Source organism: Merdimmobilis hominis, from assembly GCF_016901855.1.
Lineage (GTDB): Bacteria > Bacillota > Clostridia > Oscillospirales > Ruminococcaceae > Paludihabitans.
Map to the genome: position 1 here is coordinate 11,942 of NZ_JACJKY010000013.1, position 26,939 is coordinate 38,880.

Here is a 26,939-nt window from a genome sequence, read left to right on the forward strand (position 1 = left end):
AAAACAGGCGTTCGCGCCTTTTATGAAATACAGGAGGATTCCATGCCGAGAAAAACAAAACCGACTTATGGAAATGACAGCATTATAAAGCTCGAAGGCGCCGACCGCGTGCGTCTTCGTCCGGGCGTCATGTTTGGTTCGGACGGGCTTGAGGGATGTGAACACGCGGTTTTTGAGATTTTGTCAAACTCGATCGACGAAGCACGCGAAGGATTCGGCGATCGGATCATCGTCACACGTTTTGCCGACAAGAGCATCGAGGTGCAGGACTTTGCACGCGGCTGTCCGGTCGACTATAACGAATCGGCCGGCTGTTTCAACTGGGAGCTTGTCTACTGCGAGCTGTATGCCGGTGGCAAATACAACACAAACGGCGGCGAAAACTATGAATATTCGCTCGGCTTAAACGGACTCGGTGCGTGTGCGACACAGTATGCCTCCGAGTGGATGGATGTCGAGATTGTCCGCGACGGCTTTTTGTACAATCTCCACTTCGAAAAGGGCGAAAACGTCGGCGGGCTTTCAAAGAAGCCGACGAATCGCCGTCAGACCGGTACGCGCACGCGCTGGCGTCCCGATACCGAGGTGTTCACCGACATTGATATTCCCGTTTCCTATTATGAGGATGTACTAAGACGCCAGGCGGTCGTCAACAAGGGACTGCGGTTTATTTTCCGCAATGAAACGGCCGACGGCATGCAGGAGACGGAATATTATTATGAAAACGGCATTGCCGACTATGTCAAAGAACTTGCAGGTGAGGATGCGCTTACGTCCGTGCAGTATTTTGAAACGGAGCGCCGCGGCAAGGACCGTCCCGATAAACCGGAGTATAAAGTGCGGCTTTCGTGTGCGATGGCATTTTCAACCCGTGTGAGCGAAATTCAGTACTACCACAACTCGAGCTGGCTTGAACACGGCGGTTCGCCGGACCGTGCGGTGCGGCAGGCATTTGTGTCGCAGATTGACCAGTATTTAAAACAGAACAACAAGTATTTAAAAGGCGAGTCAAAGCCGCTGTTTACCGATATCGAGGATTGTCTGGTGCTTGTGTCATCCTCGTTCTCGACGATGACGTCGTATGAAAACCAGACGAAAAAGTCGATCAACAACAAGTTTATCTACGAGGTGATGACCGAGTTTTTAAAGCATCAGCTTGAGGTGTATTTTATCGAAAATCCGGATGAGGCACAAAAAATCGCCGAGCAGGTGCTTATCAACAAGCGGAGCCGTGAAAACGCTGAGAAAACGCGCGTTGCCATCAAAAGCAAACTGCGCGGCACACTTGATCTGTCTAACCGCGTGCAGAAATTCGTCGACTGCCGTACAAAAGATCTTACACGCCGCGAGCTGTATATCGTGGAGGGTGATTCGGCGCTCGGTGCGTGCAAGCAGGGACGTGACGCCGAATTTCAGGCAGTCATCCCGGTACGCGGCAAGATTTTAAACTGCTTAAAAGCCGAATACGCGAAAATTTTCAAAAGCGAGATCATCACCGACGTTATCAAAGTGCTGGGATGCGGTGTCGAGGTGCACAGCAAGGCGAACAAGTCGCTCTCTTCATTTGATTTGGACAGCCTGCGCTGGAACAAAGTCATTATCTGTACCGATGCCGACGTCGACGGATTCCAGATCCGTACGCTGATCCTCACGATGCTTTACAGACTCACGCCGACACTCATTAAAAAAGGCTATGTCTATATCGCGGAGTCGCCGCTGTTTGAGATCACGACCAAGGGCAAAAAAGGCGAAAAGACGTACTTTGCCTATACCGAGTCGGAAAAAGCAGAGATCTTAAAAGAGATCGAAGGCCAGAAATACACGATTCAGCGGTCAAAAGGTCTGGGTGAAAACGAGGCGGACATGATGTGGCTGACTACAATGAACCCGGAAACAAGACGGCTCATTCGCGTTATGCCTGAGGATGTCGAGGAGACGGCACAGGTGTTTGACCTGCTTTTGGGCGACGATTTGCAGGGCAGAAAAGATTATATCGCACAAAACGGGCAGGACTACTTAGAGCTGGCCGATATTTCGTAAAGGAGGCGCACCATGGCAAAGAAGAAAAAAGAAGTTGCCGTTCGGAAAACGAACAGCGACGCATATATTGCGGGTGCGGGCATTGTCGTCGATCAGCCGATCACACAGACACTGCGCGAGAACTATATGCCGTATGCGATGAGTGTCATCATCTCGCGTGCGCTCCCGGAAATCGACGGATTCAAGCCGTCACACCGCAAATTATTATACACAATGTATAAAATGGGACTTTTAAACGATTCGCGCACAAAATCTGCGAACATCGTCGGTCAGACGATGCGGTTAAATCCGCATGGCGACCAGGCGATTTATGAAACGATGGTGCGCCTTTCAAAGGGATATGAAGCGCTTTTGCATCCGTATGTCGATTCGAAGGGTAACTTCGGTAAGGCATATTCGCGTGATATGGCGTTTGCGGCATCACGTTATACGGAGGCAAAGCTCTCGCCGATTTGTGCAGAGCTGTTTTCGGAGATTGACCGCGACACCGTCGATTTTGTCCCGAACTATGATAACACGACCAAAGAGCCGACATTGCTGCCGGCAACGTTTCCGTCGATTCTTGTGAATGCAAACATCGGTATTGCAGTGTCGATGGCATCGAGCATTTGTCCGTTCAATTTAAAAGAAGTGTGCGAAACGATGATTGCGCTGTTAAAAGACCCGTCGCACGACGTGTCGCAGACGATCAAAGGACCGGATTTCCCGGGCGGCGCGTTTTTGCTGTATGACCGTGCAGAGCTTGAAAAGATTCTTTCGACCGGACGCGGCAGCTTTAAAATTCGTGCGAAATATCAGTATGACCGGCAGAACAACTGCATTGAAATCACAGAAATTCCGCCGACTACGACCGTCGAGGCGATCATGGACAAGATCGTCGACCTCGTCAAAGACGGCAAGGTGCGCGAGCTTTCCGACCTGCGCGATGAAACGGATTTGCAGGGCTTAAAGCTCACACTCGACTTAAAGCGCGGTCAGGACCCGGATAAGCTCATGCAGAAGCTTTACCGTCTGACACCGCTTCAGGACAATTTCTCGTGTAATTTCAATGTGCTCATCTCCGGCAATCCGCGTGTTATGGGCGTGCGGGAAATTCTCACCGAATGGGGTGCATTCCGTGCGGGCTGTGTGCGCCGGCGCATTTACTTTGACCTGAATAAAAAGCGCGACAAGCTGCATCTGTTAAACGGTCTTGCGCAGATTCTGCTCGATATCGACAAAGCGGTACGGATTGTGCGGGAAACCGAGGAAGAGCGCGAGGTCGTACCGAACTTGATGATCGGTTTCGGCATCGACGAGATTCAGGCGGAATATGTTGCGGAAATCAAACTCCGCCACTTAAACCGTGAATATATCTTAAAGCGCACCGAGGAAATCGGCAATTTGAAAGACGAGATCCGCGAGATGGAGGAAACACTCGCCGATCCGAAAAAAATCGACGCGCTCATCATCAAGGATTTAAAACGGGTCATGGACAAATACGGCGAACCGCGGCGTACGATGTTTATTTATGCCGACGAGATTGCCGACGAAACCGAGGAAGAAGCAGTCGATAACGATCCGGTGCACCTGTTCTTGACGAGCGAGGGTTATTTCAAAAAAATCCGTCCGCAGTCGCTGCGCATGAGCGGCGACCAAAAGCTCAAAGAAGGCGACAGTATCAAAGATCATGTCGAAACAATCGGCAGCGCGCACATTCTGTTCTTTACGAATCAGTGCCAGGTATATAAAACACGCGCAAGCGAGTTTGACGATACGAAAGCCAGCCTCTTGGGTGATTATATTCCGGCAAAGCTGTCGTTTGATCCGGACGAAACGATTGTGTCGATGGTGGTCACAACCGATTACAGCGGATTCATGCTGTTTGCGTTTGATAACGGACGTGTCGCAAAGGTGCCGCTTTCGGCATATGAAACAAAGACAAAGCGCAAAAAGCTTGCGAATGCATACTGCGCAAAATTTCCGCTTGTTGCGGCGCTGTGCTTAACCGAGGATGCAGAACTTTCGCTCACCACAACGGCAAAACGGCGCCTTGTGTTCGATACCGCGATGCTTCTGCCGAAAACAACGCGCGATACCCAGGGCGTTGTCGCCATGACGGTGAAGAAAAACCATTTTGTCACTGAGGTGACACTGTTTGATGAAGCGTCTGCACGCAATGCGCATCGGTTCCGTGCAAAATCATTGCCGTCGACCGGCGCGCTCATCCGCGATGAAGATGAGGGCGAACAGCTGACACTTGCATAAAAGCAGATGAAATTGCATAAAAAAACGGGAGAACTGCAAAGAATGCAGTCTCCCGTTTTCCGCAGAAACGCAAACACAACGAATAATTTCTGCGGTAACCATATCATATGCCGCTGTTTTAAAAATATACGCGCAAATTCATTTATAAAATGCACAAATTCATATAGAGTTTGATTGCATTCATACAGCATGTTGCTGAATATGAATAATTATTCGAATTTTATGCATAAAACACTTGATTTTTGCGTGAATCGATGTATAATATACATCAACAACAGAAAAATAACTGGAGGAAATCAATCATGGCACAGTATAAAAAAGTCGTACTCGCATATTCGGGTGGTCTTGATACATCCATCATCATTCCGTGGCTCAAAGAGAACTATGGCTGCGAAGTTATTGCCGTTGCAGCAAACGTCGGCCAGGCAGATGAGTTAGACGGTCTTGAAGAAAAAGCATTAAAAACCGGCGCATCCAAACTGTATATCGAAGATCTGCAGGATGAATTCGTTGAAGACTTCATCTTCCCGACATTAAAAGCCGGCGCAGTTTACGAAGGTCTTTACCTGCTGGGTACTTCGTTTGCTCGTCCGGTTATCGCAAAACGGCTCGTTGAAATCGCAAAAGCCGAGGGCGCAGACGCAATCTGCCACGGCTGCACCGGCAAAGGCAACGACCAGGTTCGTTTTGAGCTGACCATCAAAGCATTTGCACCGACCATGCCGATCATCGCACCGTGGCGCATCTGGGACATCAAATCGCGTGACGAGGAGATCGACTATGCAGAAGCACACAACGTTCCGCTGAAAATCAACCGCGAAACAAACTATTCGAAAGACAAAAACCTCTGGCACCTCTCGCATGAGGGTCTTGACCTTGAGGACCCGGCAAACGAGCCGAAATACAACGAAATCTTGGAAATGGGCGTATCGCCGGAGCAGGCACCGGACGTTCCGACCTATGTCACCATCCACTTTGAAAAAGGCGTTCCGACCGCAGTGAACGGCGTTTCGATGAAAGGCGCAGATCTCGTCAAAGAACTCAACAAATTGGGCGGCGCAAACGGCGTCGGTCTTGCAGATATCGTCGAAAACCGCTTAGTCGGCATGAAATCGCGCGGCGTATACGAAACACCGGGCGGAACCATTCTCTACCGTGCACACGACGTGCTCGAGACACTCTGCCTCGACAAAGCAACCCAGCACTATAAACAGCAGATTGCTTTAAAATTTGCAGATATCGTTTATGACGGCCAGTGGTACACTCCGCTGCGCGAAGCACTCAGCGCATTCGTTGACAAAACACAGGAAACCGTCACCGGTGATGTAAAACTCAAACTCTACAAAGGCAACATCATCAACGCAGGCGTGACTTCTCCGTACTCGCTGTACAGCGAAGAGATCGCAACATTCGGTGAGGACGATGTGTACGATCAGAACGATTCCGCAGGATTCATCAACCTGTTCGGTCTGCCGATCAAGGTGAAAGCACTGCTCGACGAAAAGAAACTCAAATAAGAGAAAACACGATACAAAAAACGGCAAGAAGGATCAAAGCAGTTTCTGTTTTGATCCTTTGTCGAAAACGGAGGAACGTATGGCAAAAATGTGGGCAGGACGGTTTTCGAAAGAAGAGGACGAAGCCGTCAACGATTTTAACTCGTCGATTGCGTTCGATCAGCGGATGGCTGTACAGGATATTAAGGGCAGTATCGCGCACGCAACGATGCTCGGCGCACAGGGAATCATTGCACAGTCAGAAGCTGACGCAATCTGTGCGGGACTTTCCTCGATTCTTGAAGATTTGCAGTCGGGTGCACTTTCGATTGACCCGACCGCTGAAGATATTCACATGTTTGTGGAAGCAGAGCTGACTGCTCGCCTTGGCGATACAGGCAAGCGTCTGCATACGGCAAGAAGCCGCAACGATCAGGTGGCGCTCGATGTGCGCATGTATCTGCGCGACACCGTAAAAGAAATCAAAACGCTGACCAAAACACTCGTAGAAACAATCTGCGAGATTTCTTCTGAGCACACGCATACCGTCATGAGCGGTTATACGCATTTGCAGCGGGCACAGCCGATTACATTTGCGCATCATCTGATGGCATATGCGCAGATGTTCTATCGGGATTTGACGAGATTGTCGGACGCCACTGCACGCATGGATGAAATGCCGCTCGGCAGCGGTGCGCTTGCCGGCACAACGTATCCGATTGACCGTCAGATGGTGGCAAAATTGCTCGGCTTTTCCGGCGTGACGCAGAACAGCCTGGACGGCGTGTCCGACCGTGATTTCTGCATCGAAATTGCGAGTGCGCTGTCGATTCTCATGATGCATCTGTCGCGTTTCTGTGAGGAAATCATCCTGTGGTGCTCCTGGGAGTTTAAATTTATTGAACTCGACGACGCATATGCAACCGGCTCGTCGATCATGCCGCAGAAGAAAAACCCCGATATCGCCGAGCTTGTCCGCGGAAAAACGGGCCGTGTGATCGGTGATCTTGTGACATTGCTCACGATGATGAAAGGCCTTCCGCTCGCATACAATAAAGATATGCAGGAGGACAAGGAAGCTGTGTTTGACGCGTGCGACACCGTGATTTTGTGTGTCAAAACCTTCATACCGATGTTAAAGACCATGACCGTTCTGCCGGAGAATATGCGCCGTGCAGCTGCAAAAGGCTTTATCAACGCAACCGACTGCGCTGACTATCTGGTGAAAAAAGGTCTGCCGTTCCGCGATGCATATAAGGCGGTCGGCACACTCGTGGCACACTGCATCCGCACCGGTGAAGTGCTTGAAACACTGCCGATTGAGGAGTACAAGGACGTGTGCGATCTGTTTGCGGACGATGTGTATGATGCAATCAACCTCGATACCTGCGTAAACGGCAGAGATGTTGAGGGCGGACCGGCGCCTGCACGCGTTAAAGCACAGATCGAAGCGATGCAGAAAAAACTCGCATCGTATGACGCAGAGTGAATCGAGGCGAAACGGAATGAAAACGAAAGTATTTATCGACGGTCAGGAGGGAACGACCGGTTTGCAGATTTTCGAACGATTTGCAAACCGCAGTGATATCGAACTGATCGAAATTCCGCCGGAGAAGCGGAAAGATCCGGCGGCACGTGCTGTATGCATTCATGCGTCGGATGTGACGTTTTTGTGCTTGCCGGATGCGGCGGCGATTGAGGCGGTGTCGCTTGTGCAAAGCGATACGGTACGCATCATCGACGCATCGACCGCACACCGGACAGCGCCGGGCTGGGCATACGGTTTTCCGGAATTGTCGGACGCGCACCGAAACGCGATTATTTCATCAAAGCGCGTGGCTGTTCCCGGATGCTATGCGAGCGGGTTTGCGGCGATTGTCTATCCGCTCGTGCAGGCGAATATTCTGCCGCGCGACTATCCGGTGAGCTGTTTTGCCGTGAGCGGATACAGCGGCGGCGGCAAAAAAATGATCGCACAATATGAGGAAGAAAACCGTGACAGCTGTTTTGATGCGCCGCGGATGTATGCGATGACGCAGCAGCACAAGCATCTGCGTGAGATGAAAGCAATTTCCGGATTGCTCACTGAACCGATTTTTTCGCCGATGGTGAGCGATTATTATAACGGCATGCTCGTGACGATTCCGATTCACAGACGGTGTCTGTCGCGTACAATCAATCTTGCATCACTGCATGAGATGCTGAGCGCGCATTATGAGAACGCGCATTTTGTCAAAGTGATGCCGCTTTCGGCTGAAACTCAGACGGGCGGCTTCCTTGCGGCAAATCCGCTGGCAGGGACAAACGAAATGCGGCTTTATGTATGCGGTAACGATGACCGCATGACGGTGACTGCACAGTTTGATAACTTAGGAAAAGGTGCCTCGGGCGCTGCGGTGCAGTGCTTAAACCTGATGCTCGGCATCGATGAGGCAACAGGACTTGAATAAAGAGAGAAGAAGGGAAACAAATGATTGCGTTTAAAGATTTGCCGGTGATTCCGGGCGGCGTGTGTGCCGCACCCGGCTTTGTGGCAAACGGTGTGCACTGCGGATTGCGCAAAGCGAGCGATGCACCCGATCTGGCGCTGATTTACAGCGAAACGCCGTGCAAAGCGGCGGCAGTCTATACACAGAATAAAGTCAAAGGCGCACCGATCGCCGTGACGAAGGCGCACTTGGCACAGGGCGACATCCGTGCGGTCATTGTCAACAGCGGCAATGCCAACACGTGCAATATCGACGGAGAATATAAAGCCGAGCAGATGTGTGCGATTGCGGCACAGTGCTTAAACATCAACACCCATGAGGTGGCTGTGGCATCGACCGGCGTGATCGGCGAGGTATTGCCGATTGAGCCGATCCGCGACGCGGTACCCGCGCTGGTCAAAGGTCTTTCGCGTGAAGGCAGCAAAGAAGCTTCCCGTGCGATTATGACGACCGACACCGTCAAAAAAGAATATGCCGTGCAGGTGACAATCGGCGGAGAAACCGTTACGATCGGCGGCATGGCAAAGGGCAGCGGCATGATTCATCCGAATATGGCGACGATGCTTTGCTTTTTGACAACCGATGCGTGCATCGATCAGCCGCTTTTGCAGTTTGCACTGTCGCAGGTGACAAACGATACGTTCAACATGGTTTCGGTGGACGGCGATACCTCCACAAACGACACCGTACTGCTCCTTTCGTCGTCGCTTGCGAAAAACAAACCGATCATGGATGTCGACAGCGACGATTACCGTACGTTTGCAAACGCGCTGTACGTCGTGCTGATGAATCTTTCCCGTATGATTGCGAAAGACGGCGAGGGTGCGACAAAACTGCTCGAATGCGTGGTAGACGGTGCACCGGACGATCATACAGCACGGACCGTTGCAAAATCGGTCATCACATCGACGCTGTTTAAATGTGCGATGTTCGGCAAAGATCCAAACTGGGGACGGATTTTGTGCGCGGTCGGCTATGCGGATGCCGATGTGTCGCCGGACACTGTGAACGTGACGCTTTCTTCGAAAGCCGGCAGTGTGTGCGTGTGCCAGAACGGCCGCGGCACCACATTTGATCCGAATGCGGCACAGGAAGTGCTCGTGCCGGATGAGATCACAATTCATGTCACACTCGGCGACGGCGCGTTCCATGCGGTTGCGTGGGGCTGTGACATGACGTATGATTATGTAAAAATCAACGCCGACTATCATACGTGATGAAACGATAAAAGAGGGGAACACATGGAACAGCTTAAAAAGGTTATTTCCGAGGAATTGCGTGCACGCGTGCTGGTGGATGCACTTCCGTATATTCAAAAATATTATAATAAAATCGTCGTGATCAAATACGGCGGCGCGGCGATGAGTGATCCGGCGCTCAAGGAAGCGGTTATGCGCGATATCGTGCTGCTGTCGCTTGTCGGCATCAAAGTGGTATTGGTGCACGGCGGCGGCCCGGAAATTAACAGCATGCTCAAAAAACTCGGGATCGAGCCGAAATTCGTCGGCGGCCTTCGTTACACCGACGCACAGACAATGGAAGTCGTGCAGATGGTGCTTGCCGGCAAGGTAAACAAGGACTTGGTGTCGCTGCTTGGTCAGTCCGGCGGAAAAGCACTCGGCCTTTGCGGTATGGACGGCCGCATGATCGAAGCCAAAAAGCTTGAAGGCGACGTGGATTTGGGATTTGTCGGCGAAATTACCGATGTGAATACCGAACCGATTCTTGATGCGCTCCAAAACGGCTATGTGCCGGTCGTATCGACAATCGGCATCGGCGAGGATTCTACACTGTATAACATCAATGCAGATACCGCAGCGGCGAAAATCGCAGCGAAGCTGAATGCGGAAAACGTCATCCTGATGACCGATACACGCGGTCTTTTGCGTGACAAAGACGACGAAGAATCGCTCATTCCGGTGGTACAGGTGAGCGAAGTGCCGAAACTCATCAAAGAGGGAATTATCGGCGGCGGCATGATCCCGAAAGTGGACTGCTGTGTCGAAGCGGTGCGCCGTGGTGTCAAGCGTGCGTTCATCATCGACGGACGTATTCCGCACGCCATTTTAAACGAGATGCTTTCAAGCGAAGGCATCGGTACCATGGTGCTTTAAACAGCGAAGATAAAGGCGGGAGAACACATGAACATTTTTGAATTGGACCGGCAGTATATCATGGGGACATACCGCCGGCAGAATCTCTGCATCAAACAGGGCAGCGGTGCGGTGTGTACGGATGAATCGGGAAAAGAATATATCGATCTGGGCAGCGGCATCGGCGTCAATTCGCTCGGCTACTGCGACAAAGAATGGGCAGACGCCGTTTCGAAACAGGCGCATACCCTGCAGCATACATCAAATCTTTACTACAGCGCACCGGATGCAGAGCTTGCACAGATGCTGTGCGAGAAAACCGGCTATCAGAAGGTGCTGTTTCAAAATTCAGGTGCGGAAGCAAACGAATGCGCCATTAAAATTGCGCGTAAATACAGCGCAGACTGCTATGGCGAACAGGCTTGCCGCAACCGGATTTTAACGCTTGTCAATTCGTTTCACGGACGGACAGTCACAACGCTTGCCGCAACGGGACAGGATGTATTCCACACGCATTTTTATCCGTTTACAGAGGGCTTTTCTTATGCGCCTGCAAACGATTTTGATGCAGTCAAGGCAGTGCTCGCTCAAGGCGGCTTCTGTGCGGTGATGTTTGAGCCGGTGCAGGGCGAAGGCGGTGTCATGGAGCTGGACGCAGATTTCTTAAAAGAAGTCGCCGACTACTGCGCGGCACATGATCTTTTGCTGATTGCCGATGAAGTGCAGACCGGCATGGGACGTACCGGCACGTTGCTTGCCTGCGAACAGCTTGGGGTCAAACCCGATGTTGTGACGCTGGCAAAAGGACTTGGCGGCGGCTTGCCGATCGGTGCCGTACTTGCGAACGAAAAAACATGCAATGTACTCTCTTACGGCGATCACGGCACAACATTCGGCGGCAATCCGGTCGTATGCGCCGGTGCAAAGGTTGTGGTGTCGCGCGTGAGCGATCCGTCATTTTTGCTCGAAGTGCAGAAAAAAGGCGTCTTTTTAAAACGCAAGCTGCTTGCCTGCGAAGAAGTCACAGGCGTGAGCGGACTCGGCATGATGCTTGGTATTTCGCTCAAGACAAAAGAAGCGGCTAAAGTGTGTGCACAGTGCATTGAAGCGGGTGTCATCGTTTTGACGGCGAAAAATAAAATTCGCCTGCTGCCGCCGCTGTCCATTTCGTGGGAAGAACTGACCGAGGGCGTCGAGCGTCTCATCTCGGTACTGAATGCATAAAGGGGAGAATTTCTGATGAAACATTTATTGAAACTGCTCGATCTTTCCGCAGAGGAGATCACAGAGCTTTTAAACTTAGCCGATCAGCTTAAATACGAGCACAAAAACGGCATTGAGCACAAACATCTGGCAGGAAAAACACTTGCAATGATTTTTGAAAAAGCATCGACACGTACCCGCGTTTCGTTTGAGGTGGGTATGGATCAGCTTGGCGGCCACGGACTGTTTTTGAGCTCTTCGGAGCTGCAGATCGGACGCGGCGAGCCGGTCTGCGATACGGCACGCGTGCTGTCGCGCTACTGTGACGGTATCATGATCCGCACCTTTGCACAGGAAGAAGTCGAGCAGCTTGCAGAATACGGCTCGATTCCGGTCATCAACGGTCTGACTGATTTTGCACATCCGTGCCAGATCCTCGCCGACTTAATGACAATCCGCGAGCATAAAACAACGCTTGCCGGCTTAAAACTCTGCTTCATCGGCGACGCAAACAACATGTCGAACTCACTGATTGTCGGCTGCTTGAAAATGGGCATGCGCGTAAGCGTCGCAACACCGAAAAGCTATCCGTACAATCCGCAGATTCTTGCATTTGCAGAAGAATACGGCGATCAGTTTGAGCTGACCGACGATCCGAAAGTGGCTGCAAAAGATGCCGACGTGGTCGAAACCGACGTGTGGGCTTCGATGGGCGACGAGGCACAGGCAGACAAACGCCGTGTCGATTTTGCCGGCTATCAGGTCAACGACGAGATCATGAAGCTTGCAAAACCGGATGCAATGGTGCTCCACTGCCTGCCGGCACACCGCGGTGAGGAGATTACCGCCGAGGTGTTTGAAGCACATGCAAACGAGATTTTTGACGAGGCAGAAAACCGCCTGCACGCACAAAAAGCAGTTTTGGTGAAGCTTTTGGCTAACAAATAAAACCTACAAGAAAAAAGCGGGAAAACGTCTGGGCTTTGTTGACGTTTTCCCGCTTTTCGTGTATAATTTAGAACAGAATGTGAACAAACCACACCTATAATTAACGAAAGAGCAGGAGGAGCAGAATGAAACGTCTGGATGTCAACGTCTGCGTATGTACTCAGTGCGTCATGAACGGTGCGCTGGAGATTGCAGAATCAGTCAAAAGCTTGCAAAAGCTTAAAAATCAGCTCCGCTTCGACACATCGGTTCGGGTGAATGCAACAGAAAAGCTGTGTGACGGCACATGTAAAGATGCATCACCGCTGGTGGTTGTTGACGGTGAGCCGATTGAAAAAGCAACAAGTGATGCAGTGATGGCGAAAATCATTTCAAAAATTGCGAAAGGTTAAGGGATTATGAGAGGAATTTATACACCTGTTGTTCAGATCAGACGGCAGATTTTCAAAAAAGTAGCGCAGATTGCGTTCAGCGGAGAATTTGACCGTGTCGATCAGCTGCCGTACGAGATTATCAAAGGCGAAGTTGCATCGTATCGTGAAAGCGTATTTAAAGAGCGTGCAATCGTTGCGGAGCGCATCCGGCTGGCATGTGGATTGAATCTTCGTTCCGCCGGCGAGCACGCACCGATCTCCAAAGATTTCGGAAAAGCAATCACAACCGAGCGGGTGTTTGAGCTTCCGCTCATCAATGTGATTCCGTTTGCCTGCAATTCGTGTGAAACGACTTGCTATGAGGTGTCGGACAACTGTCAGGGATGTCTTGCACATCCGTGCAGCAGTGTCTGCCCGGTCAAAGCAGTGTCGATTGTAAACGGCAAATCTGTGATCGATAAAGAAAAATGTTTGAAATGCGGACGCTGTGCAGATACCTGTCCGTATCACGCAATCATCAAACGCGAGCGTCCGTGTGCAGCAGCCTGCGGCGTCGGCGCAATCGAGAGCGATGAATTAGGCCGTGCAAAAATCAATTATGATAAATGTGTTTCCTGCGGTCAGTGTCTGGTTGCATGCCCGTTTGCGGCAATCGCAGACAAATCGCAGATTCTGCAGCTGATCTTGGCGCTCAAGAGCGACAAAAAAGTCATCGCAGAAGTGGCACCGGCATTCGTCGGCCAGTTCGGCCCGCTTGCTACTCCGGCAAAAGTAAAAGCAGCGCTCTTGGCACTCGGCTTTGCAGATGTACGCGAAGTTGCAGTCGGTGCGGATGATGTTTCCGTTTCCGAGGCAGAGGAATTTTTGGAGCGCGTGCCGGAAGAGCTTCCGTTCCTGGCAACCTCCTGCTGCCCGTCGTGGTCGGTATTCGCAAAATCGGTACTCGGCGAGGACCTTTCCAAATGCGTATCCATGTCGCTTACACCGATGGTTGCAACGGCACGCAAAATCAAAGAAGAAGATCCGAACGTCCGTGTCTGCTTCATCGGCCCGTGCGCATCGAAAAAACTCGAGGCATTCCGCCGTACCGTGCGCAGTGACGTCGATTATGTCATCACCTACGAAGAGCTGATGGGCATTCTTGCGGCAAAAGACATCGACTTTACGGAAGAAGCAGAGATGAATCCGGACGATGCAGCATCTTCGACCGGCCGTAACTATGCGGTTTCGGGCGGCGTTGCAGCTGCAGTTGTAAGCTGCATCAAACGCACCCATCCGGACAAGACCGTGCTGATTGACCGTGCGGAAGGTCTTGCAAACTGCAAGAAGATGCTCATGCTTGCAAAAGCGGGCAAACGCAACGGCTATTTGATCGAGGGCATGGCTTGCACAGGCGGCTGTGTCGGCGGCGCAGGCACCATTCAAGCACCGGTCAAATCGGCAGCACTTGTCAAGAAGTTTGCGGAAGAATCGCCGTATGAAAACCGCTTCGACAAAGAGCAGAAATAAGAAAACCGAAAAGAAAAAACGGACGGGCTTCCGTCCGTTTTTCGTTCAGTGAAAAAGGAGAAACGATCATGCCGCGCTTTTTTGTGGATTCGATTGAAGAAGAACAGGTCTGCCTGACCGGAGAGGATGCCAAGCATCTTTCGCGTGTACTGCGGGTGCGCGTGGGCGATACGGTGACGCTGTGCAATAAACAGCGCAGAGAATGTACCGGTATTGTAGAATCGGTGTCTGCGGATGCGGTCATGCTGCGCACGGAAGATCACCGCGACTGCGCGGCAGAACCCAGCCAGACCGTCACGCTGTATCAGGCGCTGCCAAAGGGCGATAAGCTCGATTTTATTGTGCAGAAAGCAGTGGAACTGGGCGCGGCAAAGATCGTACCGGTGCTGACGCGGTACTGTGTGGTCAAAGTGGATCGTGCATCGTTTGAGAAAAAGCGCGTGCGGCTGAATCGTATTGCAGCCGAGGCGGCAAAGCAGTGCGGCCGCGGGATTCTGCCCGAAGTGGAGCCGCTTTTGACATTCGGCGAAGCGGTGGAGCGGATGAAGGGCGAAAAGGCGATGGTCTGCTATGAGCATGGCGGCGCACCAATCCGGTCGCTCGTTTCTTCTGATGACACGGCGGTGTCTGTGTTTGTCGGCAGTGAGGGCGGATTTTCCGAGGAGGAAATTCAAAAACTTAATGACGCAGGTGTCCCGTGTGCAACACTCGGCAAGCTCATTCTGCGCTGTGAAACGGCGCCGATTGTCGCTTTATCACGGATTATGAACGAATTTGAAATTTTATAAAGAACACTTGCACGAAAGACCAAAACAGGCGTATAATAGAACTACCAAAGGAAAGGGGTGTCCGGCATGGATAATAAGAAAAAAATCATCATTGCAGTAGCAGCTGGCGTTGCAGCAGTTGTGGGTGCAGCAGTAGCGGTTGCGGCATTTTTCAGAAAGAAAGCAAAATCGATCAGCAATCAGCTCGATTATGATGCAAGCGTGTACTATGACGACGAGGATGCGTTTGCAGACGGGGACATCCTTGCATCAGACGAAGAGCCGGAGGAAGCAGAAGAACCGGCTTCCGATGAGGAAGAAGACATTAAATTCTGATGAAACGCTGAAAAAACAGGCAGGAAACGAAAAAATCCTGCCTGTTTTTTTGGTTTACAGGCGGCAAAACGCCCGTAATGCTTGACTTTATCGCGTGGATTCTTTAAAATGAAAGATACGACAAAATAAGTTGCAGGAGGAGCAGTTATGCAAAACAGCGAAAAAACGATGGAAAAAATCGTAGCACTCTGCAAAGGCAGAGGCTTTGTATATGCAGGCAGTGAAATCTACGGCGGCCTTTCGAACACTTGGGACTACGGTCCACTCGGCGTAGAGTTCAAAAACAACGTCAAACGCGCATGGTGGAAAAAATTCGTACAGGAGAGCCCGTACAACGTCGGTATCGACGCAGCGCTTTTGATGAATCCGCAGGTTTGGGTGGCTTCGGGCCATGTCGGCGGCTTTTCTGATCCGCTCATGGACTGCAAAGACTGCAAAACACGTCACCGTGCCGACAAACTGATCGAAGAACAGACCGGTGTGGAGCCGAACGGCTGGTCGGATGAGCAGATGGCAGCATTCATCAAAGAAAAAGGCATCACCTGCCCGGAATGCGGCGGCACAAACTTCACCGATATCCGTAAGTTTAACCTCATGTTCAAAACATTCCAGGGTGTTACCGAGGATGCGAAAAACGAGATCTATCTCCGTCCGGAAACGGCACAGGGTATCTTCGTAAACTTCGCAAATGTACAGCGCACCGCACGAAAAAAACTGCCGTTTGGTATCTGCCAGGTGGGTAAATCGTTCCGCAACGAGATCACTCCGGGCAACTTTACATTCCGTACCCGCGAATTTGAGCAGATGGAGCTTGAGTTCTTCTGCAAACCGGATACCGACCTTGAGTGGTTTGCATACTGGAAAGAGTTCTGCAAAAACTGGCTCTTGTCGCTCGGCATGAAAGAGGAAAATCTCCGTCTGCGTGACCACGAAAAAGAGGAGCTCTCGTTCTATTCGAAAGCAACCACCGACTTCGAATTCCTGTTCCCGTTTGGCTGGGGTGAGCTGTGGGGCATTGCAGATCGTACCAACTACGACCTTGGCCGTCATCAGGAGCATTCGGGCAAGAGCCTTGAATACTTTGATCCGGAGACAAACGAGCGTTACATCCCGTATGTTGTCGAGCCGTCGCTGGGCGCTGACCGTGTTGCACTCGCATTCCTGTGCGACGCATACGACGAGGAAGTCGTTGACGCGGAGAAAAACGACACCCGCGTGGTGCTTCGCCTGCATCCGGCACTTGCACCGTTTAAAGCTGCTGTCCTGCCGCTGTCGAAAAAACTGTCCGAGCAGGCACAGGAAGTGTTCTCTTCGCTCGCAAAAGAGTTCATGGTCGACTTTGACGACGCAGGTTCGATCGGCAAACGTTACCGCCGTCAGGATGAGATCGGCACACCGTACTGCATCACCTTCGACTTTGAATCACTTGAGGATGGCTGCGTGACTGTCCGTGACCGTGACACCATGGCACAGGAGCGTGTGGCAATTTCCGAATTGACCGCATTCTTAAAAGAAAAAACCGCATTTTAATGCATAAAAAACAGCCTGTCAGCGTGGCAGGCTGTTTTGATATTCAAAAAGTTAAGTTATTTAACAAATAGTCATTGACATTGCGAAATGCATGCGTTATAATAAAGCCATCATCGGACGAAACCTCTAAAAATGCACATTTATCGAGTGTTTTCGTTTAATTAAGCAACGTTACTAATGGAGGATCAAGATGTTTGAGCAGAAAATCAAAAATGTAAAAGCGACGATTGAACGGATTCGTGCAATGCTTGAATCAAGACCGTTTGACACCGTGTATTTTGTTGCATGCGGCGGTTCGCGTGCAACAATGAATCCGGGAAAATATATCCTGGAGCGCGAAACAGACAAAATCACAACCGATATCTATACGGCGAAAGAATTTGTTCAGGCACCGCCCAAGCGGTTTTCGGAGAACTCGATCGTGGTGTTAAACTCCTACTCGGGTACAACGGCGGAAACGGTGGAGGCATGCCAGCTGGCAAAAGAAAAAGGCGCACGCACCATTGCGTTCAGCATGTTCCCGGAGAAAGCAATCGGCATCGCGGACGAAGTTGTGTTTTACGAAGATGAGCCGTCGAATCCGCCGCCCAACTTTTTGACGATTTTCCCGGCTGTATATCAGGTGGTGTTCACTATTTTGGACGTACTCGAGCAGACTTCCTACACACCGCTCATTCAGCATGCAATGGAACAGCTTGATCACATCTATGCAACCGAACGTGCAAAACGTGCAGAGGAGCTGCGGGCGTTTGCCGACAAATACTATAACGAGCCGATTTTCTATACCACCGGCGCCGGCATGGACTATCAGATGTGCTACATCATGACTGTCTGCATTCTGCTCGAAGCGCAGTGGATTCACTCGGCAGCATTTCATGCAGGCGAGTTCTTCCATGGCCCGTTTGAAGTGGTGGACAAAAACACCCCTTATTTCTGCGTGCTCGGTTTGGATGAAACCCGTTCGATGGAAGAACGTGCACTCGAATTTTTGCTGCGCTATTCGGACAAAGTGTTTGCAATCGATGCAAAAGATTTTGATCTGTCTTCGATTGATGAACGGGTACGCAAATTTGTGGCACCGGTCATTTTGAACCGCGTGATGCAGATGTATGGCGAGACGCTTGCAACCCGCCGTGCACATCCGCTTTCGATTCGCAGATATATGGGAAAAGTGAAGTATTAAAAAAGGCAGGGGAGACTGTATGAAGATCATCGGTGTCGGAGATAACACGGTTGACGTGTATCTCCATCAGAACAAAATGTATCCGGGCGGAAACTCCGTCAATGTACCGGTGCTTTGTCATCGTGCCGGTGCGCAAGAAGCGGCATATATCGGCATTTTCGGCGACGACGAAGCGGGTGAATTGATGATGCGCTCACTTAAAGAAGAAGGACTCGACGTTTCGCGTGTCCGCCGCATTCACGGCACCAACTCGAAAAACGGCATCACCTTAAACGAAGAAAACGACCGCACTTGGGTGGGCAATAACTTCGGCGGTGACTGCGGACTGGTTCAGCTTCTGTTCAACAACCACGACGTGGACTATATCGCGCAGTATGACGTGCTGCACACAAGTGTGCACAGCGAACTGCCGTATCTTTTGCCGCTCGTCAAAGGAAAAGTTATGATTTCGATGGATTTTTCCGACGGTTATACCGATGATCGCATCCGCCGGCTGTGTCCGTATCTGGATGTGGCGTTTTTCTCGGGAAGCGGCTGTACCAAAGAGGAAATTGACGAAACGATGAAAAAGGCACTTGCAGCCGGAACAAAAATCGTTGTCACCACAATGGGCATGGACGGCTCGATCGTAACGGACGGCAAAGAACGCATTTTCCAGCCGGCAATCAAATCCACCGAGCCGGTCATCGATACATTAGGCGCAGGTGATACCTATATCGCGGCATTTCTGCTCACCTATTTTGAAACACGCGATATGCAGAAAGCAGCGTTGCACGGCGCACAGTTTGCACTGACCGCTCTTTTGGAAAACGGTGCATTCGGACACGGCGAAAAAGCCGATCCGTCGGGGATTGTGTTAAAATCCTCGCCGGAATATCAAAAGACGATTGTCCTCGAAAACCGGGGATTCTAATGAAAAACCGTGCTGTTTTGTCTGAATGGCAAGAATAAGCCGAATGACAAACGCGCGATTTTTGGCAATCTCTGTACAAAAAATCATATACGAAAAAGATGCCATGTACCGCCAAATGCGGTGCACGGCATCTTTTTCGTTTGTCAGAATGTTTTTACGGTCGGTTTGTCTCTGTTTTTATTTTAGTGATCAGTGGGAATCAAGCTGCGAACGACCGCAGATTATCTGGACGCTGCGGCAGGGGTGAGTTTTGCCAAAAATACACCATGTGACGGTACATCCGCAAATACATAATCAGCGGTTACACCAAGATCGGTATGTGTCCAGAGATCTCGTACCATAACAGTTCCTCCTCGGTAACAGAGGCGCCGTAGCAGTCCCAGCTGTTCCATCCCATAGGCGGTGTCAAAGCGAATTCATCTTTTTTGAGCATCATCATTTTCTCCTTTTATTTTGATTCAAATGGGAAGTTGTTGAATGGTTCGTGATCAGTATACTGTGCAAAGCATTCCGCGAATTGCGTTTTCCATTCTTCGTCCTCAAATACATCTGTGAGAGATGCTGCGCTGAATGCTTCATCTGACAGCGCTTTTTTCATCTCAGCTTCCAGTACGGCACCACGGTCATAGGTGTCCGCCTCGTAAAAGGACTGCATCTGTGTGTTTGCCCAGAAATGAAACTTACCTCGTACATTGGGATGCACGATCTGACGGGGAACAGAAATAAAGTGATCGTCCAAAACGCCGCCTTCGATTCCCCAGGCCTTTTCGTAGGAAACGGCTTCTTTTTTCAGTTCATGATAGACATCACAAAGATCTGCCGGAATGCCGTTTGCAATGATGTTGACCACCTCTGGCTCATCCATGTCGTACAGCTCTTCATATCCACCCATGTAGTGATACACATATTTATACTTGCGGTTTCGGCACATTACCCAGCGAAGGGGAAGCTCTCCGCTTGCAGCAAACTGATAGGGACGATCTCTCTCCTCGGTCAAAGAACTGCCGAAAAGCGATACATCGCTGTCCGGATACGGAATGCCGCATACTTGCAGGCAGGTTGGAAGGATGTCCAGAAGATCCACAAATGCATCGGAAACGCTGTTTTGCGCAAATGCTTTTGGATACCGGACGATCATGGGAACACGGACGGCAGAATCATAGGGCAGTTCTTTGCTGTAATATCCTTTGTCCTGAAGCATTTCACCGTGATCGGAAGTGTAGATAATCAGCGTATTGTCAAGCTGTCCCGATGCGCGCAGATAATCCAAAATACGGCCGACATGCTTGTCCACCATAGAAACTGCCGTGTAGTATGCCTTGCGGATTGCTTCCTTTTCTTTGATGGAATCTTCGTCGCCGAACCAATGAGATTTTTGCGCATCTTCAAAGGGAAGTCTTGAAACCGGAATGGCTTCCGGCGGCGTCATATCCTGATACCATCCTTTGCAGCTGTCGGGAATATTCCATGGCGGATGCGGCTGGATAAAACCGCACATCATAAAGAAGGGATGATTTTCATTTTCCGTCAGCCACTCAATGGCACGGTCTGCAACCCAGGTGGTGCCGTGATGCGCTTCATCCTGCTGCGAAGTCTGCGGGATATGATACACATGCGGCCGAACGCCGTGCGGGTTCTGGATTCCGCCGAGCCCTTCTTTTTTGAGATACATGAGATATTCGTCCTGCTGGCGGATGACAGGAAGTTCCTCCATCGCGATCATCTGGTCAAAGCCGTGATGCTCTCTCACGGGACTGAAATGCATTTTTCCGATCGATACGGTACGGTATCCGTTCTCGGAGAAAATACGAGCGATGGTAGGCGCTCGGTAATCGCGGATTGGTTTTCCTTCTCCGTTTGCGTAATAGCCGTGTACACGGGCAGGAAATCCGGTGATCAGATCATGCCGGGCAGGCATGCAAACGGGATTTCCGCTGTGAGCACATCGGTACAGCGTTCCCTCGCTGCACAGACGATCCAAATTGGGCGTATGCATGTGCGGGTAGCCTGCTGCTGAGACGGTATCAAACCGCTGCTGGTCTGATAAGAGAATGAGGACATTGGGCCGATTCATAGAAAAAACTCCTTTTTGCGTTTGTTGACAATGCAAATTTTTTCAGATAGAATTTTTATATCAAATTCGTTTAGAGTAGGTGATTCAATGAGCATTACCCTCAAAGATGTTGCGGAGTTTGCCGGTGTATCGATGAGTACCGTTTCCCGCGTCATCAACCAGAAAGGGAATATCAGCGAGAAAACGGTGCAGCGAGTGGAACAGGCGATTGCACAGCTGATGTATAAACCTTCCCCGACAACAGAGCTGCTGCGCAAGCGGGCTTATCGAATTGCCGTCTTTGCACCGGGAAATCCGGATTTGACGGTTGACGGCTATCATGTGGGCATTGATGTCAGTGCAGTTGTTTCTGAAATTGAGCGACTGGGATATACGCCGATTGTAACGACGCTTCATTATCCGAATCAAAGCGTGCAGAACAATATTTATACAAAGATCAAGTCAGGGGAAATTGACGGCGTTGTGATCTGTGATTCCTGTGATAACGATGAAACAAAGAAACTGTGCCGCGCATACAACGTACCGTTTATCAACACCAACGGCATAGGCGCAGATGACAGGGAAAGCTATGTGGACTTTGATAACATCGACGGCGCATATCAGGTGATGGCTTATCTGACAGAGATGGGACACACGCACATCGGCATCATTTCCGGTCCGACCTATCATGAGGTCACCAAAAACCGTCTGCAAGGCGTGTATAAAGCAATCGATGAGCTGCATCTGTCAAAGGACAATGTCAAAATTGTTTTTTCGCCGTATACCATTGAAGGCGGGGAAGCGGCAGCCAAGCAGCTTTTAAAAGATAAGAAAATCACAGCCATTTTCGCATTCAGCGATCGTCTTGCTATCAGCGCGATGACAGCACTGCGAGCGAATCATGTTTCCGTGCCGGATGATATCTCTTTGGTTGGGTTTGATGATGTGGAGATCTGCCGCTGTGTGGAACCGCAGCTTACGTCTGTCAAACGCTATACGGAGAACATTTCTTCCGTTATTATCAGAAGCCTGATTGATCTGATTGACAACCATAACATCAAGAAGGTTCAGATCTTGTACGGCACAACACTCGTCAAAAGAGATTCTGTCAAGGCACTCTGATAAGTGATGACAGTGATATCATAGCATAGAATTTTTGCCGATGCAATATTTTGCACAAATGTTTGCAAAGAAAAAATTCACATCGAAACAGGAATAAAACCGGCCAAACAGTGACAAAATCTTTTGGGTTGAAAATTGTTCAAAGAAACGAAAAAAGTTCATGCTTTTTTCGTTCATTCGCGGTATAATAAACATGAAAAGCCCGCTTGGGAGGCTTTGAGTGCAGTGCCGGACAAGCATCCGGCTGGGAAACGGAGGGTATCCTATGAAATTCAACAACAGAAAAGTCGTTTTGATCGGCACCGGCATGGTGGGGATGAGCTATGCATATTCGATGCTCAATCAGGGCGTTTGTGATGAACTCGTGCTCATCGACGTGGACAAAAAACGCGCTGAGGGCGAGGCAATGGACTTAAACCATGGTTTGGCGTTTGCCGGATCGAATATGAAAATCTATGCCGGTGAGTATGCGGACTGCGCCGATGCAGACGTGGTTGCGATTGCGGCAGGTGTCGCACAGAAACCGGGCGAAACACGGCTTGACCTTTTGCAGCGCAATGCAGAGGTGTTCCGTTCGATCATCAATCCGGTCACGGAATCGGGATTTAACGGCATTTTCCTGGTGGCAACCAACCCGGTCGATATCATGACGCGCATCACCTGTGAGATTTCAGGATTCAATCCGCGCCGTGTGCTCGGTACAGGCACCGCACTTGACACTGCACGCCTCCGTTATCTGCTTGGTGATTATTTCGGTGTCGATCCGCGCAACATGCATGCATATGTCATGGGCGAGCACGGTGACAGTGAATTTGTGCCGTGGAGCCAGGCGATGCTTGCAACAAAACCGATTCTCGATGTCTGCCGCGATTCCGGCGGAAAATTTACAGAAGACGAGATGGAGAATATCTCCGAAGAAGTCCGTACTGCTGCATATAAAATCATCGATGCAAAACGTGCAACCTATTACGGCATCGGTATGGCGATGACCAGAATCACCCGTGCAATCTTGGGCGATGAAAACAGCGTGCTGACCGTTTCGGCGATGCTTCGCGGTGAATACGGACAAAACCGCGTGTATGTCGGTGTGCCGTGTGTCGTCAACCGCAACGGTGTTCGCCGCGTGCTGGAGATGAACCTGACCGAAGAAGAGCAGAAAAAACTGGACGCTTCGTGCGATACCCTGCGTGAGTCGTTTGACAGCCTGAAAATGGACTGAACGAAGCGATAACACATAAAAAACGGCGCCCGCCGAGAAGGAATCTATCATTCTTCTTGGCGGGCGCCTTGTGTTTTTGGTTTTTAGCCGGTCAAACAGAGAATCAGTAGCTCAGTTTGATGGTTTTAATCTCGAACGGACGGAAGGTGAGCGCAATATCGTTTGCATTGAGCTCTGCTTTCGGTTCTTCGAGCATGTTGGTTTCTTCTGCTTTTGTCACAGCGAAGCCCGGAACCAGTTTGCACGAAGCGTAGGTACCCTCTGCCTCATACAGACGGACGATGCAAGCGTTCTGTGCATCCTCGCACGGTTTAACGGTTTCGATGATGACGTTCGGCGCATTTTCCACAGAGAGAAGCTGCGGCAGAATGAAACGACCCTCGGTCACGAGCGGACGGTAGTTTAACGCATATGCCGGTTTGATAACGGTTTCTGCGCTGAATCCGCCCATATGCGGCAGGAAGCTGTAGGTGACACGGTGGGTACCTGCATCACCGCGCGGGTCCGGACGGATGCCGCCTTTGTGCAGGGACAGACGCATGCTGCCGCCCTCGACGGAGATGCCGTATTTGCAGTCGTTTAAGATTGCACAGCCGTACTGTGTTTCGCTCAAATCGGTGTATTTGTGGTTTAATACCTCAAACATTGCCTGCTCGATTGCATTGTTGCGGGTGGTCGGTTTTGTTGCATAGCCGAACTGGATCTCGTGGCGTGCCTGACGTGCAAGAATCGAGGTATCGAATGCGGTTTTTAAGAACCGGCGGACGTCGTGCCATTCAATCTCGGTTTCAAAGTCGATGCGCGGTGTGCGTGCATGGAAGACCATGTCCTGACGCAGCGACGATTTGTCGGAGAGCTTGTACGTGCGGCGGATGCGCAGCTGTGCAGCACCGTTCGAAATGACTTCTTCGCTCAAAAGCTCTGCGCAGTCTTTGAATTTCGGCTGAATGTCTGCGTCAACGTCCCAGTTGTCCCATGCGCTCGGCACGTCCTCTGCCATCAGGAAGGTATTGAACGGCAGTCCGGCAACCAGCTCACGGCCGTTGCGTTTGTCGATAAACGAGGACATATAGCCTTTTTCATTGAAGGTGATCTCTGCAAACGGAGTGGTCACTTTGCCGTTTTCATAAGTGAAGTTAAAGTTTCCGCAAGCGCAGCGGTCGTCGTGTGTGACGGTAAGCGAGGACATTGCCGGAATTTTCACGCCTGCAAGTGCCAAAAGCTCATTGTCATCCAGATCGCGGACGTACTGCTGTGCAACGGTGTCGTCAGCAACGATGCAGCCGTCTTTTGCATCCAGGTAGACGACGTCATCATATTCAAACGGCAGCAGGTTTACGAGTGTCTGCTCGCCTTCGCCCTCGCCTTTGATGAGGTCGTTTGCCATAGCGGTTGCTTTTTCGATGATCTCGGTTGTTTCACGGTGCGACTGCTCGTGTGCGGTCTGGATACAGGTACCCGGCAGAATGTCGTGGAACTGGTTTACGAGCAGCGTTTCAAGCAACGGACGGATTTCTTTGTCGTCTGCCGCTTTTTTCTCTTTGATCGCGTCGCACACGGTCAGAATCTCAGCGTTGTGGATTGCAATTTCCGCTTTGCGGTTGTTGCGTTTGATCTGGTGCTGGTTTGTAAGCGTACCGCGGTGCAGCTCCAAGTAAAGCTCGCCGGCATAGGTGTTCGGGTTGACCGCTTCTTTTTCGAGCTTTTTCATAAAGTCGGAAACGGTGGTGTGGTATGCTTTCGGGCAGCCGTCCAAATCTTTGACACGGCGGGACATTTCGATCATTTCAAACATCGGTCCGCCGCCGCCGTCGCCCTGACCGTAGGAAATCAGGCGGGAATCGGACACGGATTTCTGCTGCAGCGAGTTGACTGCGCCGCGTCCCTCGGTACGCTCGATGAGCGTTTTCGGGTCCGGCCAGCAGTGGGTGCAGTTGAAGTGGGTGAACACGTCGGTGCCGTCGATGCCCTCCCAGATGAATGTCTCATACGGGAAGGTGTTCGTGTCGTTCCACGAGAGTTTTGTGGTCAGGAAGTAGTCGACGCCGCAGCCTTTCATGATCTGCGGGATTGCTGCACTGTAGCCGAAGGTGTCCGGCAGCCAGAAGCAGTCGGAACGGTAGCCGAAATATTTCTCGGTGTAGCGCTGACCCCACAGGAATTGACGGATCATCGATTCGCCGGAGGTGATGTTGCAGTCGCACTCGACCCAAACGCCGCCGTTCGGCTCATAACGTCCTTCTTTGACTTTTTCCTGAATGCGGGCAAACAGCTCCGGATAATAACGGCGCATGAGCTCTAAATGGTATGCGCTGCTCTGAATGAAGCAGTACTCCGGATATTCTTCCATGAGTGCCATCTGGTTTGCATAGGTGCGGGCACATTTTTTGATCGTCTCGGAAATGTCCCAAAGCCAAGCGGTATCCATGTGGCTGTGGCCGATAAGTCCGACACTCGGTGCGGAATCCGCATTTTTCGCCTCTAAACACGGACGCATGATCTCGCGTGCGTCAGCGAGTGCTGCGCGCCAGACTGCTTCGTCAGTGTGTTCCGGCGAGTAGTAAACGGTTTCATGAACTTTTGCAAGACAGTTAACAACATCGCCGCGGCGGAAGCTGTATTCATCCATTGTGGATGCCAGCTGATTCAAACAGCGCAGGTCATAGATGAAATCAGCGATGTCCTGATTTTTCGTGCAGATATCGATGCTTTCGAATGCATACTGATAGCTTGGTACCGGGAAGTGCTCAAACGGCTGGGTACCGATGACATAGTGGCCGGCATATGCCTCGATCACGATGTCGATGACTTGTCCGGCTTTCGGCTCCAAGCACAGCAGATCGCAGTAGTGGTTGCCGTGGTCAGTTTCGGAAATTTTGTATGCAAAGTTTCCGAACGGCACGCCGTCAACAAACAGCATTGCCTCGTAAGCACCGAAACGCGGGTAGATGTAGAGCGGTTTGCCTGCGAGTTCAGCCGGAACGGTGAAGCTTCCTTTAAACCAGCAGTAAGAACGCTCTGCACCCCAAGTGTCACCCGGTTTTACTTCTGTGTACAGTGTGTCGTCCTCGGGCGCGCGGCTTAACAGCTCTTTTGTTTCGTATTTGACAACCGAAAGCTCCGCCTGTTTTTTGAATACATAGCGGTCGAGCGTTTCTTCAAGCTGCGAAAGCTTTGAGAGCATGCGTTTGATTTGCGGCTCATTCATCATATAAAAATGCCTCCTTTATATACAGAAAAGACAGTGCACAAAAAAACACCTGCTTTTCCGTTTGTTCTGTGCTTGTATTATAACATAACCAAAGCAAAATGCCAATCAAAAAGAAATAAAGGTTGACTTTTGTGCGATATATGCTATAATTAACATCGTTTGATGTGTTTTTCTTTGCAACATGTTTATCTGTAAAGAATCTTAAC

At 50.7% G+C, this 26,939-nt stretch carries 21 protein-coding genes; 18 read left to right on the top strand and 3 right to left on the bottom strand.

Annotated elements, in window-relative coordinates; translation table 11 throughout:
• Window positions 1–42 precede the first annotated feature (42 nt).
• The 16 genes from H6A12_RS08645 to H6A12_RS08720 all read left to right on the top strand — a co-directional run bounded on the left by H6A12_RS08645 (window position 43) and on the right by H6A12_RS08720 (window position 19,128).
• Window positions 43–2,040, top strand: a complete 1,998-nt coding sequence (locus tag H6A12_RS08645; protein WP_204446928.1) for a DNA gyrase/topoisomerase IV subunit B — start codon at window positions 43–45, stop codon at window positions 2,038–2,040.
• A gap of 12 nt (window positions 2,041–2,052) precedes the next feature.
• Complete coding sequence (locus H6A12_RS08650; protein WP_204446930.1) at window positions 2,053–4,287, top strand: DNA gyrase/topoisomerase IV subunit A; 2,235 nt, start codon at window positions 2,053–2,055, stop codon at window positions 4,285–4,287.
• Window positions 4,288–4,589: 302 nt separating this feature from the next.
• Complete coding sequence (locus H6A12_RS08655) at window positions 4,590–5,804, top strand: argininosuccinate synthase (protein ID WP_204446933.1); 1,215 nt, start codon at window positions 4,590–4,592, stop codon at window positions 5,802–5,804.
• Between the two features lie 79 nt (window positions 5,805–5,883).
• Complete coding sequence (argH, locus tag H6A12_RS08660) at window positions 5,884–7,272, top strand: argininosuccinate lyase (protein ID WP_204446935.1); 1,389 nt, start codon at window positions 5,884–5,886, stop codon at window positions 7,270–7,272.
• A 16-nt stretch (window positions 7,273–7,288) separates the two neighbouring features.
• A complete protein-coding gene (argC, locus tag H6A12_RS08665; protein WP_204446937.1) occupies window positions 7,289–8,233 on the top strand; it encodes an N-acetyl-gamma-glutamyl-phosphate reductase in 945 nt (314 codons plus the stop codon).
• Window positions 8,234–8,253: 20 nt separating this feature from the next.
• Window positions 8,254–9,489, top strand: coding sequence for a bifunctional glutamate N-acetyltransferase/amino-acid acetyltransferase ArgJ (gene argJ / locus H6A12_RS08670; RefSeq protein ID WP_204446939.1), 1,236 nt, complete (start codon window positions 8,254–8,256; stop codon window positions 9,487–9,489).
• 24 nt (window positions 9,490–9,513) lie between these two features.
• Window positions 9,514–10,386 carry an acetylglutamate kinase gene (gene argB, locus H6A12_RS08675; RefSeq protein WP_204446942.1) on the top strand — a complete coding sequence of 291 codons (873 nt, stop codon included), beginning with the start codon at window positions 9,514–9,516 and terminating at the stop codon, window positions 10,384–10,386.
• Between the two features lie 27 nt (window positions 10,387–10,413).
• Window positions 10,414–11,589 (top strand): acetylornithine/succinylornithine family transaminase, encoded by a 1,176-nt coding sequence (locus H6A12_RS08680; RefSeq protein ID WP_204446945.1) that lies wholly within the window; start codon window positions 10,414–10,416, stop codon window positions 11,587–11,589.
• Between the two features lie 15 nt (window positions 11,590–11,604).
• Window positions 11,605–12,516 carry an ornithine carbamoyltransferase gene (gene argF, locus H6A12_RS08685; RefSeq protein WP_204446947.1) on the top strand — a complete coding sequence of 304 codons (912 nt, stop codon included), beginning with the start codon at window positions 11,605–11,607 and terminating at the stop codon, window positions 12,514–12,516.
• 125 nt (window positions 12,517–12,641) lie between these two features.
• Window positions 12,642–12,908, top strand: a complete 267-nt coding sequence (locus H6A12_RS08690) for an NAD(P)H-dependent oxidoreductase subunit E (RefSeq protein ID WP_204446949.1) — start codon at window positions 12,642–12,644, stop codon at window positions 12,906–12,908.
• Window positions 12,909–12,914: 6 nt separating this feature from the next.
• A complete protein-coding gene (locus tag H6A12_RS08695; RefSeq protein WP_204446952.1) occupies window positions 12,915–14,399 on the top strand; it encodes a 4Fe-4S dicluster domain-containing protein in 1,485 nt (494 codons plus the stop codon).
• A 68-nt stretch (window positions 14,400–14,467) separates the two neighbouring features.
• Entirely contained in the window at window positions 14,468–15,187 is a 720-nt protein-coding gene (locus H6A12_RS08700) for a 16S rRNA (uracil(1498)-N(3))-methyltransferase (protein ID WP_204446954.1), read from the top strand.
• A 66-nt stretch (window positions 15,188–15,253) separates the two neighbouring features.
• A complete protein-coding gene (locus H6A12_RS08705) occupies window positions 15,254–15,502 on the top strand; it encodes a hypothetical protein (protein WP_204446956.1) in 249 nt (82 codons plus the stop codon).
• Between the two features lie 147 nt (window positions 15,503–15,649).
• Entirely contained in the window at window positions 15,650–17,032 is a 1,383-nt protein-coding gene (locus H6A12_RS08710) for a glycine--tRNA ligase (protein WP_204446959.1), read from the top strand.
• Window positions 17,033–17,222: 190 nt separating this feature from the next.
• Window positions 17,223–18,215 carry an SIS domain-containing protein gene (locus H6A12_RS08715; protein WP_204446961.1) on the top strand — a complete coding sequence of 331 codons (993 nt, stop codon included), beginning with the start codon at window positions 17,223–17,225 and terminating at the stop codon, window positions 18,213–18,215.
• A 19-nt stretch (window positions 18,216–18,234) separates the two neighbouring features.
• A complete protein-coding gene (locus H6A12_RS08720; protein WP_204446964.1) occupies window positions 18,235–19,128 on the top strand; it encodes a PfkB family carbohydrate kinase in 894 nt (297 codons plus the stop codon).
• 221 nt (window positions 19,129–19,349) lie between these two features.
• On the opposite strand, the gene H6A12_RS08725 is transcribed toward H6A12_RS08720, so the two are convergent.
• Both H6A12_RS08725 and H6A12_RS08730 read right to left on the bottom strand, forming a co-directional pair.
• Window positions 19,350–19,469, bottom strand: a complete 120-nt coding sequence (locus tag H6A12_RS08725; protein WP_204446967.1) for a hypothetical protein — start codon at window positions 19,467–19,469, stop codon at window positions 19,350–19,352.
• A gap of 107 nt (window positions 19,470–19,576) precedes the next feature.
• Window positions 19,577–21,202, bottom strand: coding sequence for a sulfatase family protein (locus H6A12_RS08730; protein WP_204446969.1), 1,626 nt, complete (start codon window positions 21,200–21,202; stop codon window positions 19,577–19,579).
• Between the two features lie 87 nt (window positions 21,203–21,289).
• On the opposite strand from H6A12_RS08730, the gene H6A12_RS08735 reads away from it, so the two are divergent.
• Both H6A12_RS08735 and H6A12_RS08740 read left to right on the top strand, forming a co-directional pair.
• Complete coding sequence (locus tag H6A12_RS08735) at window positions 21,290–22,303, top strand: LacI family DNA-binding transcriptional regulator (protein WP_204446972.1); 1,014 nt, start codon at window positions 21,290–21,292, stop codon at window positions 22,301–22,303.
• A gap of 265 nt (window positions 22,304–22,568) precedes the next feature.
• Complete coding sequence (locus H6A12_RS08740) at window positions 22,569–23,522, top strand: L-lactate dehydrogenase (protein ID WP_204446974.1); 954 nt, start codon at window positions 22,569–22,571, stop codon at window positions 23,520–23,522.
• A 103-nt stretch (window positions 23,523–23,625) separates the two neighbouring features.
• Here the strand turns inward: H6A12_RS08740 and H6A12_RS08745 are convergent, their stop codons facing one another.
• Window positions 23,626–26,733: an alpha-mannosidase gene (locus H6A12_RS08745; RefSeq protein WP_243415423.1), complete on the bottom strand. Its 3,108-nt coding sequence runs from the start codon at window positions 26,731–26,733 to the stop codon at window positions 23,626–23,628.
• Window positions 26,734–26,939 lie beyond the last annotated feature (206 nt).

Excerpts from the sequence above, each read along its gene's own strand:
- H6A12_RS08645 (WP_204446928.1), top strand. The coding sequence starts at position 43 with ATGCCGAGAAAAACAAAACCGACTTATGGAAATGACAGCATTATAAAG.
- H6A12_RS08655 (WP_204446933.1), top strand. The coding sequence starts at position 4,590 with ATGGCACAGTATAAAAAAGTCGTACTCGCATATTCGGGTGGTCTTGAT.
- H6A12_RS08700 (WP_204446954.1), top strand. The coding sequence starts at position 14,468 with ATGCCGCGCTTTTTTGTGGATTCGATTGAAGAAGAACAGGTCTGCCTG.
- H6A12_RS08695 (WP_204446952.1), top strand. The coding sequence starts at position 12,915 with ATGAGAGGAATTTATACACCTGTTGTTCAGATCAGACGGCAGATTTTC.
- H6A12_RS08720 (WP_204446964.1), top strand. The coding sequence starts at position 18,235 with ATGAAGATCATCGGTGTCGGAGATAACACGGTTGACGTGTATCTCCAT.
- argB (WP_204446942.1), top strand. The coding sequence starts at position 9,514 with ATGGAACAGCTTAAAAAGGTTATTTCCGAGGAATTGCGTGCACGCGTG.
- H6A12_RS08680 (WP_204446945.1), top strand. The coding sequence starts at position 10,414 with ATGAACATTTTTGAATTGGACCGGCAGTATATCATGGGGACATACCGC.
- H6A12_RS08710 (WP_204446959.1), top strand. The coding sequence starts at position 15,650 with ATGCAAAACAGCGAAAAAACGATGGAAAAAATCGTAGCACTCTGCAAA.
- H6A12_RS08715 (WP_204446961.1), top strand. The coding sequence starts at position 17,223 with ATGTTTGAGCAGAAAATCAAAAATGTAAAAGCGACGATTGAACGGATT.
- H6A12_RS08705 (WP_204446956.1), top strand. The coding sequence starts at position 15,254 with ATGGATAATAAGAAAAAAATCATCATTGCAGTAGCAGCTGGCGTTGCA.
- argC (WP_204446937.1), top strand. The coding sequence starts at position 7,289 with ATGAAAACGAAAGTATTTATCGACGGTCAGGAGGGAACGACCGGTTTG.
- H6A12_RS08690 (WP_204446949.1), top strand. The coding sequence starts at position 12,642 with ATGAAACGTCTGGATGTCAACGTCTGCGTATGTACTCAGTGCGTCATG.
- H6A12_RS08735 (WP_204446972.1), top strand. The coding sequence starts at position 21,290 with ATGAGCATTACCCTCAAAGATGTTGCGGAGTTTGCCGGTGTATCGATG.
- H6A12_RS08740 (WP_204446974.1), top strand. The coding sequence starts at position 22,569 with ATGAAATTCAACAACAGAAAAGTCGTTTTGATCGGCACCGGCATGGTG.
- argF (WP_204446947.1), top strand. The coding sequence starts at position 11,605 with ATGAAACATTTATTGAAACTGCTCGATCTTTCCGCAGAGGAGATCACA.
- H6A12_RS08730 (WP_204446969.1), bottom strand. The coding sequence starts at position 21,202 with ATGAATCGGCCCAATGTCCTCATTCTCTTATCAGACCAGCAGCGGTTT.
- argJ (WP_204446939.1), top strand. The coding sequence starts at position 8,254 with ATGATTGCGTTTAAAGATTTGCCGGTGATTCCGGGCGGCGTGTGTGCC.
- H6A12_RS08745 (WP_243415423.1), bottom strand. The coding sequence starts at position 26,733 with ATGATGAATGAGCCGCAAATCAAACGCATGCTCTCAAAGCTTTCGCAG.
- H6A12_RS08725 (WP_204446967.1), bottom strand. The coding sequence starts at position 19,469 with ATGGTACGAGATCTCTGGACACATACCGATCTTGGTGTAACCGCTGAT.
- argH (WP_204446935.1), top strand. The coding sequence starts at position 5,884 with ATGGCAAAAATGTGGGCAGGACGGTTTTCGAAAGAAGAGGACGAAGCC.
- H6A12_RS08650 (WP_204446930.1), top strand. The coding sequence starts at position 2,053 with ATGGCAAAGAAGAAAAAAGAAGTTGCCGTTCGGAAAACGAACAGCGAC.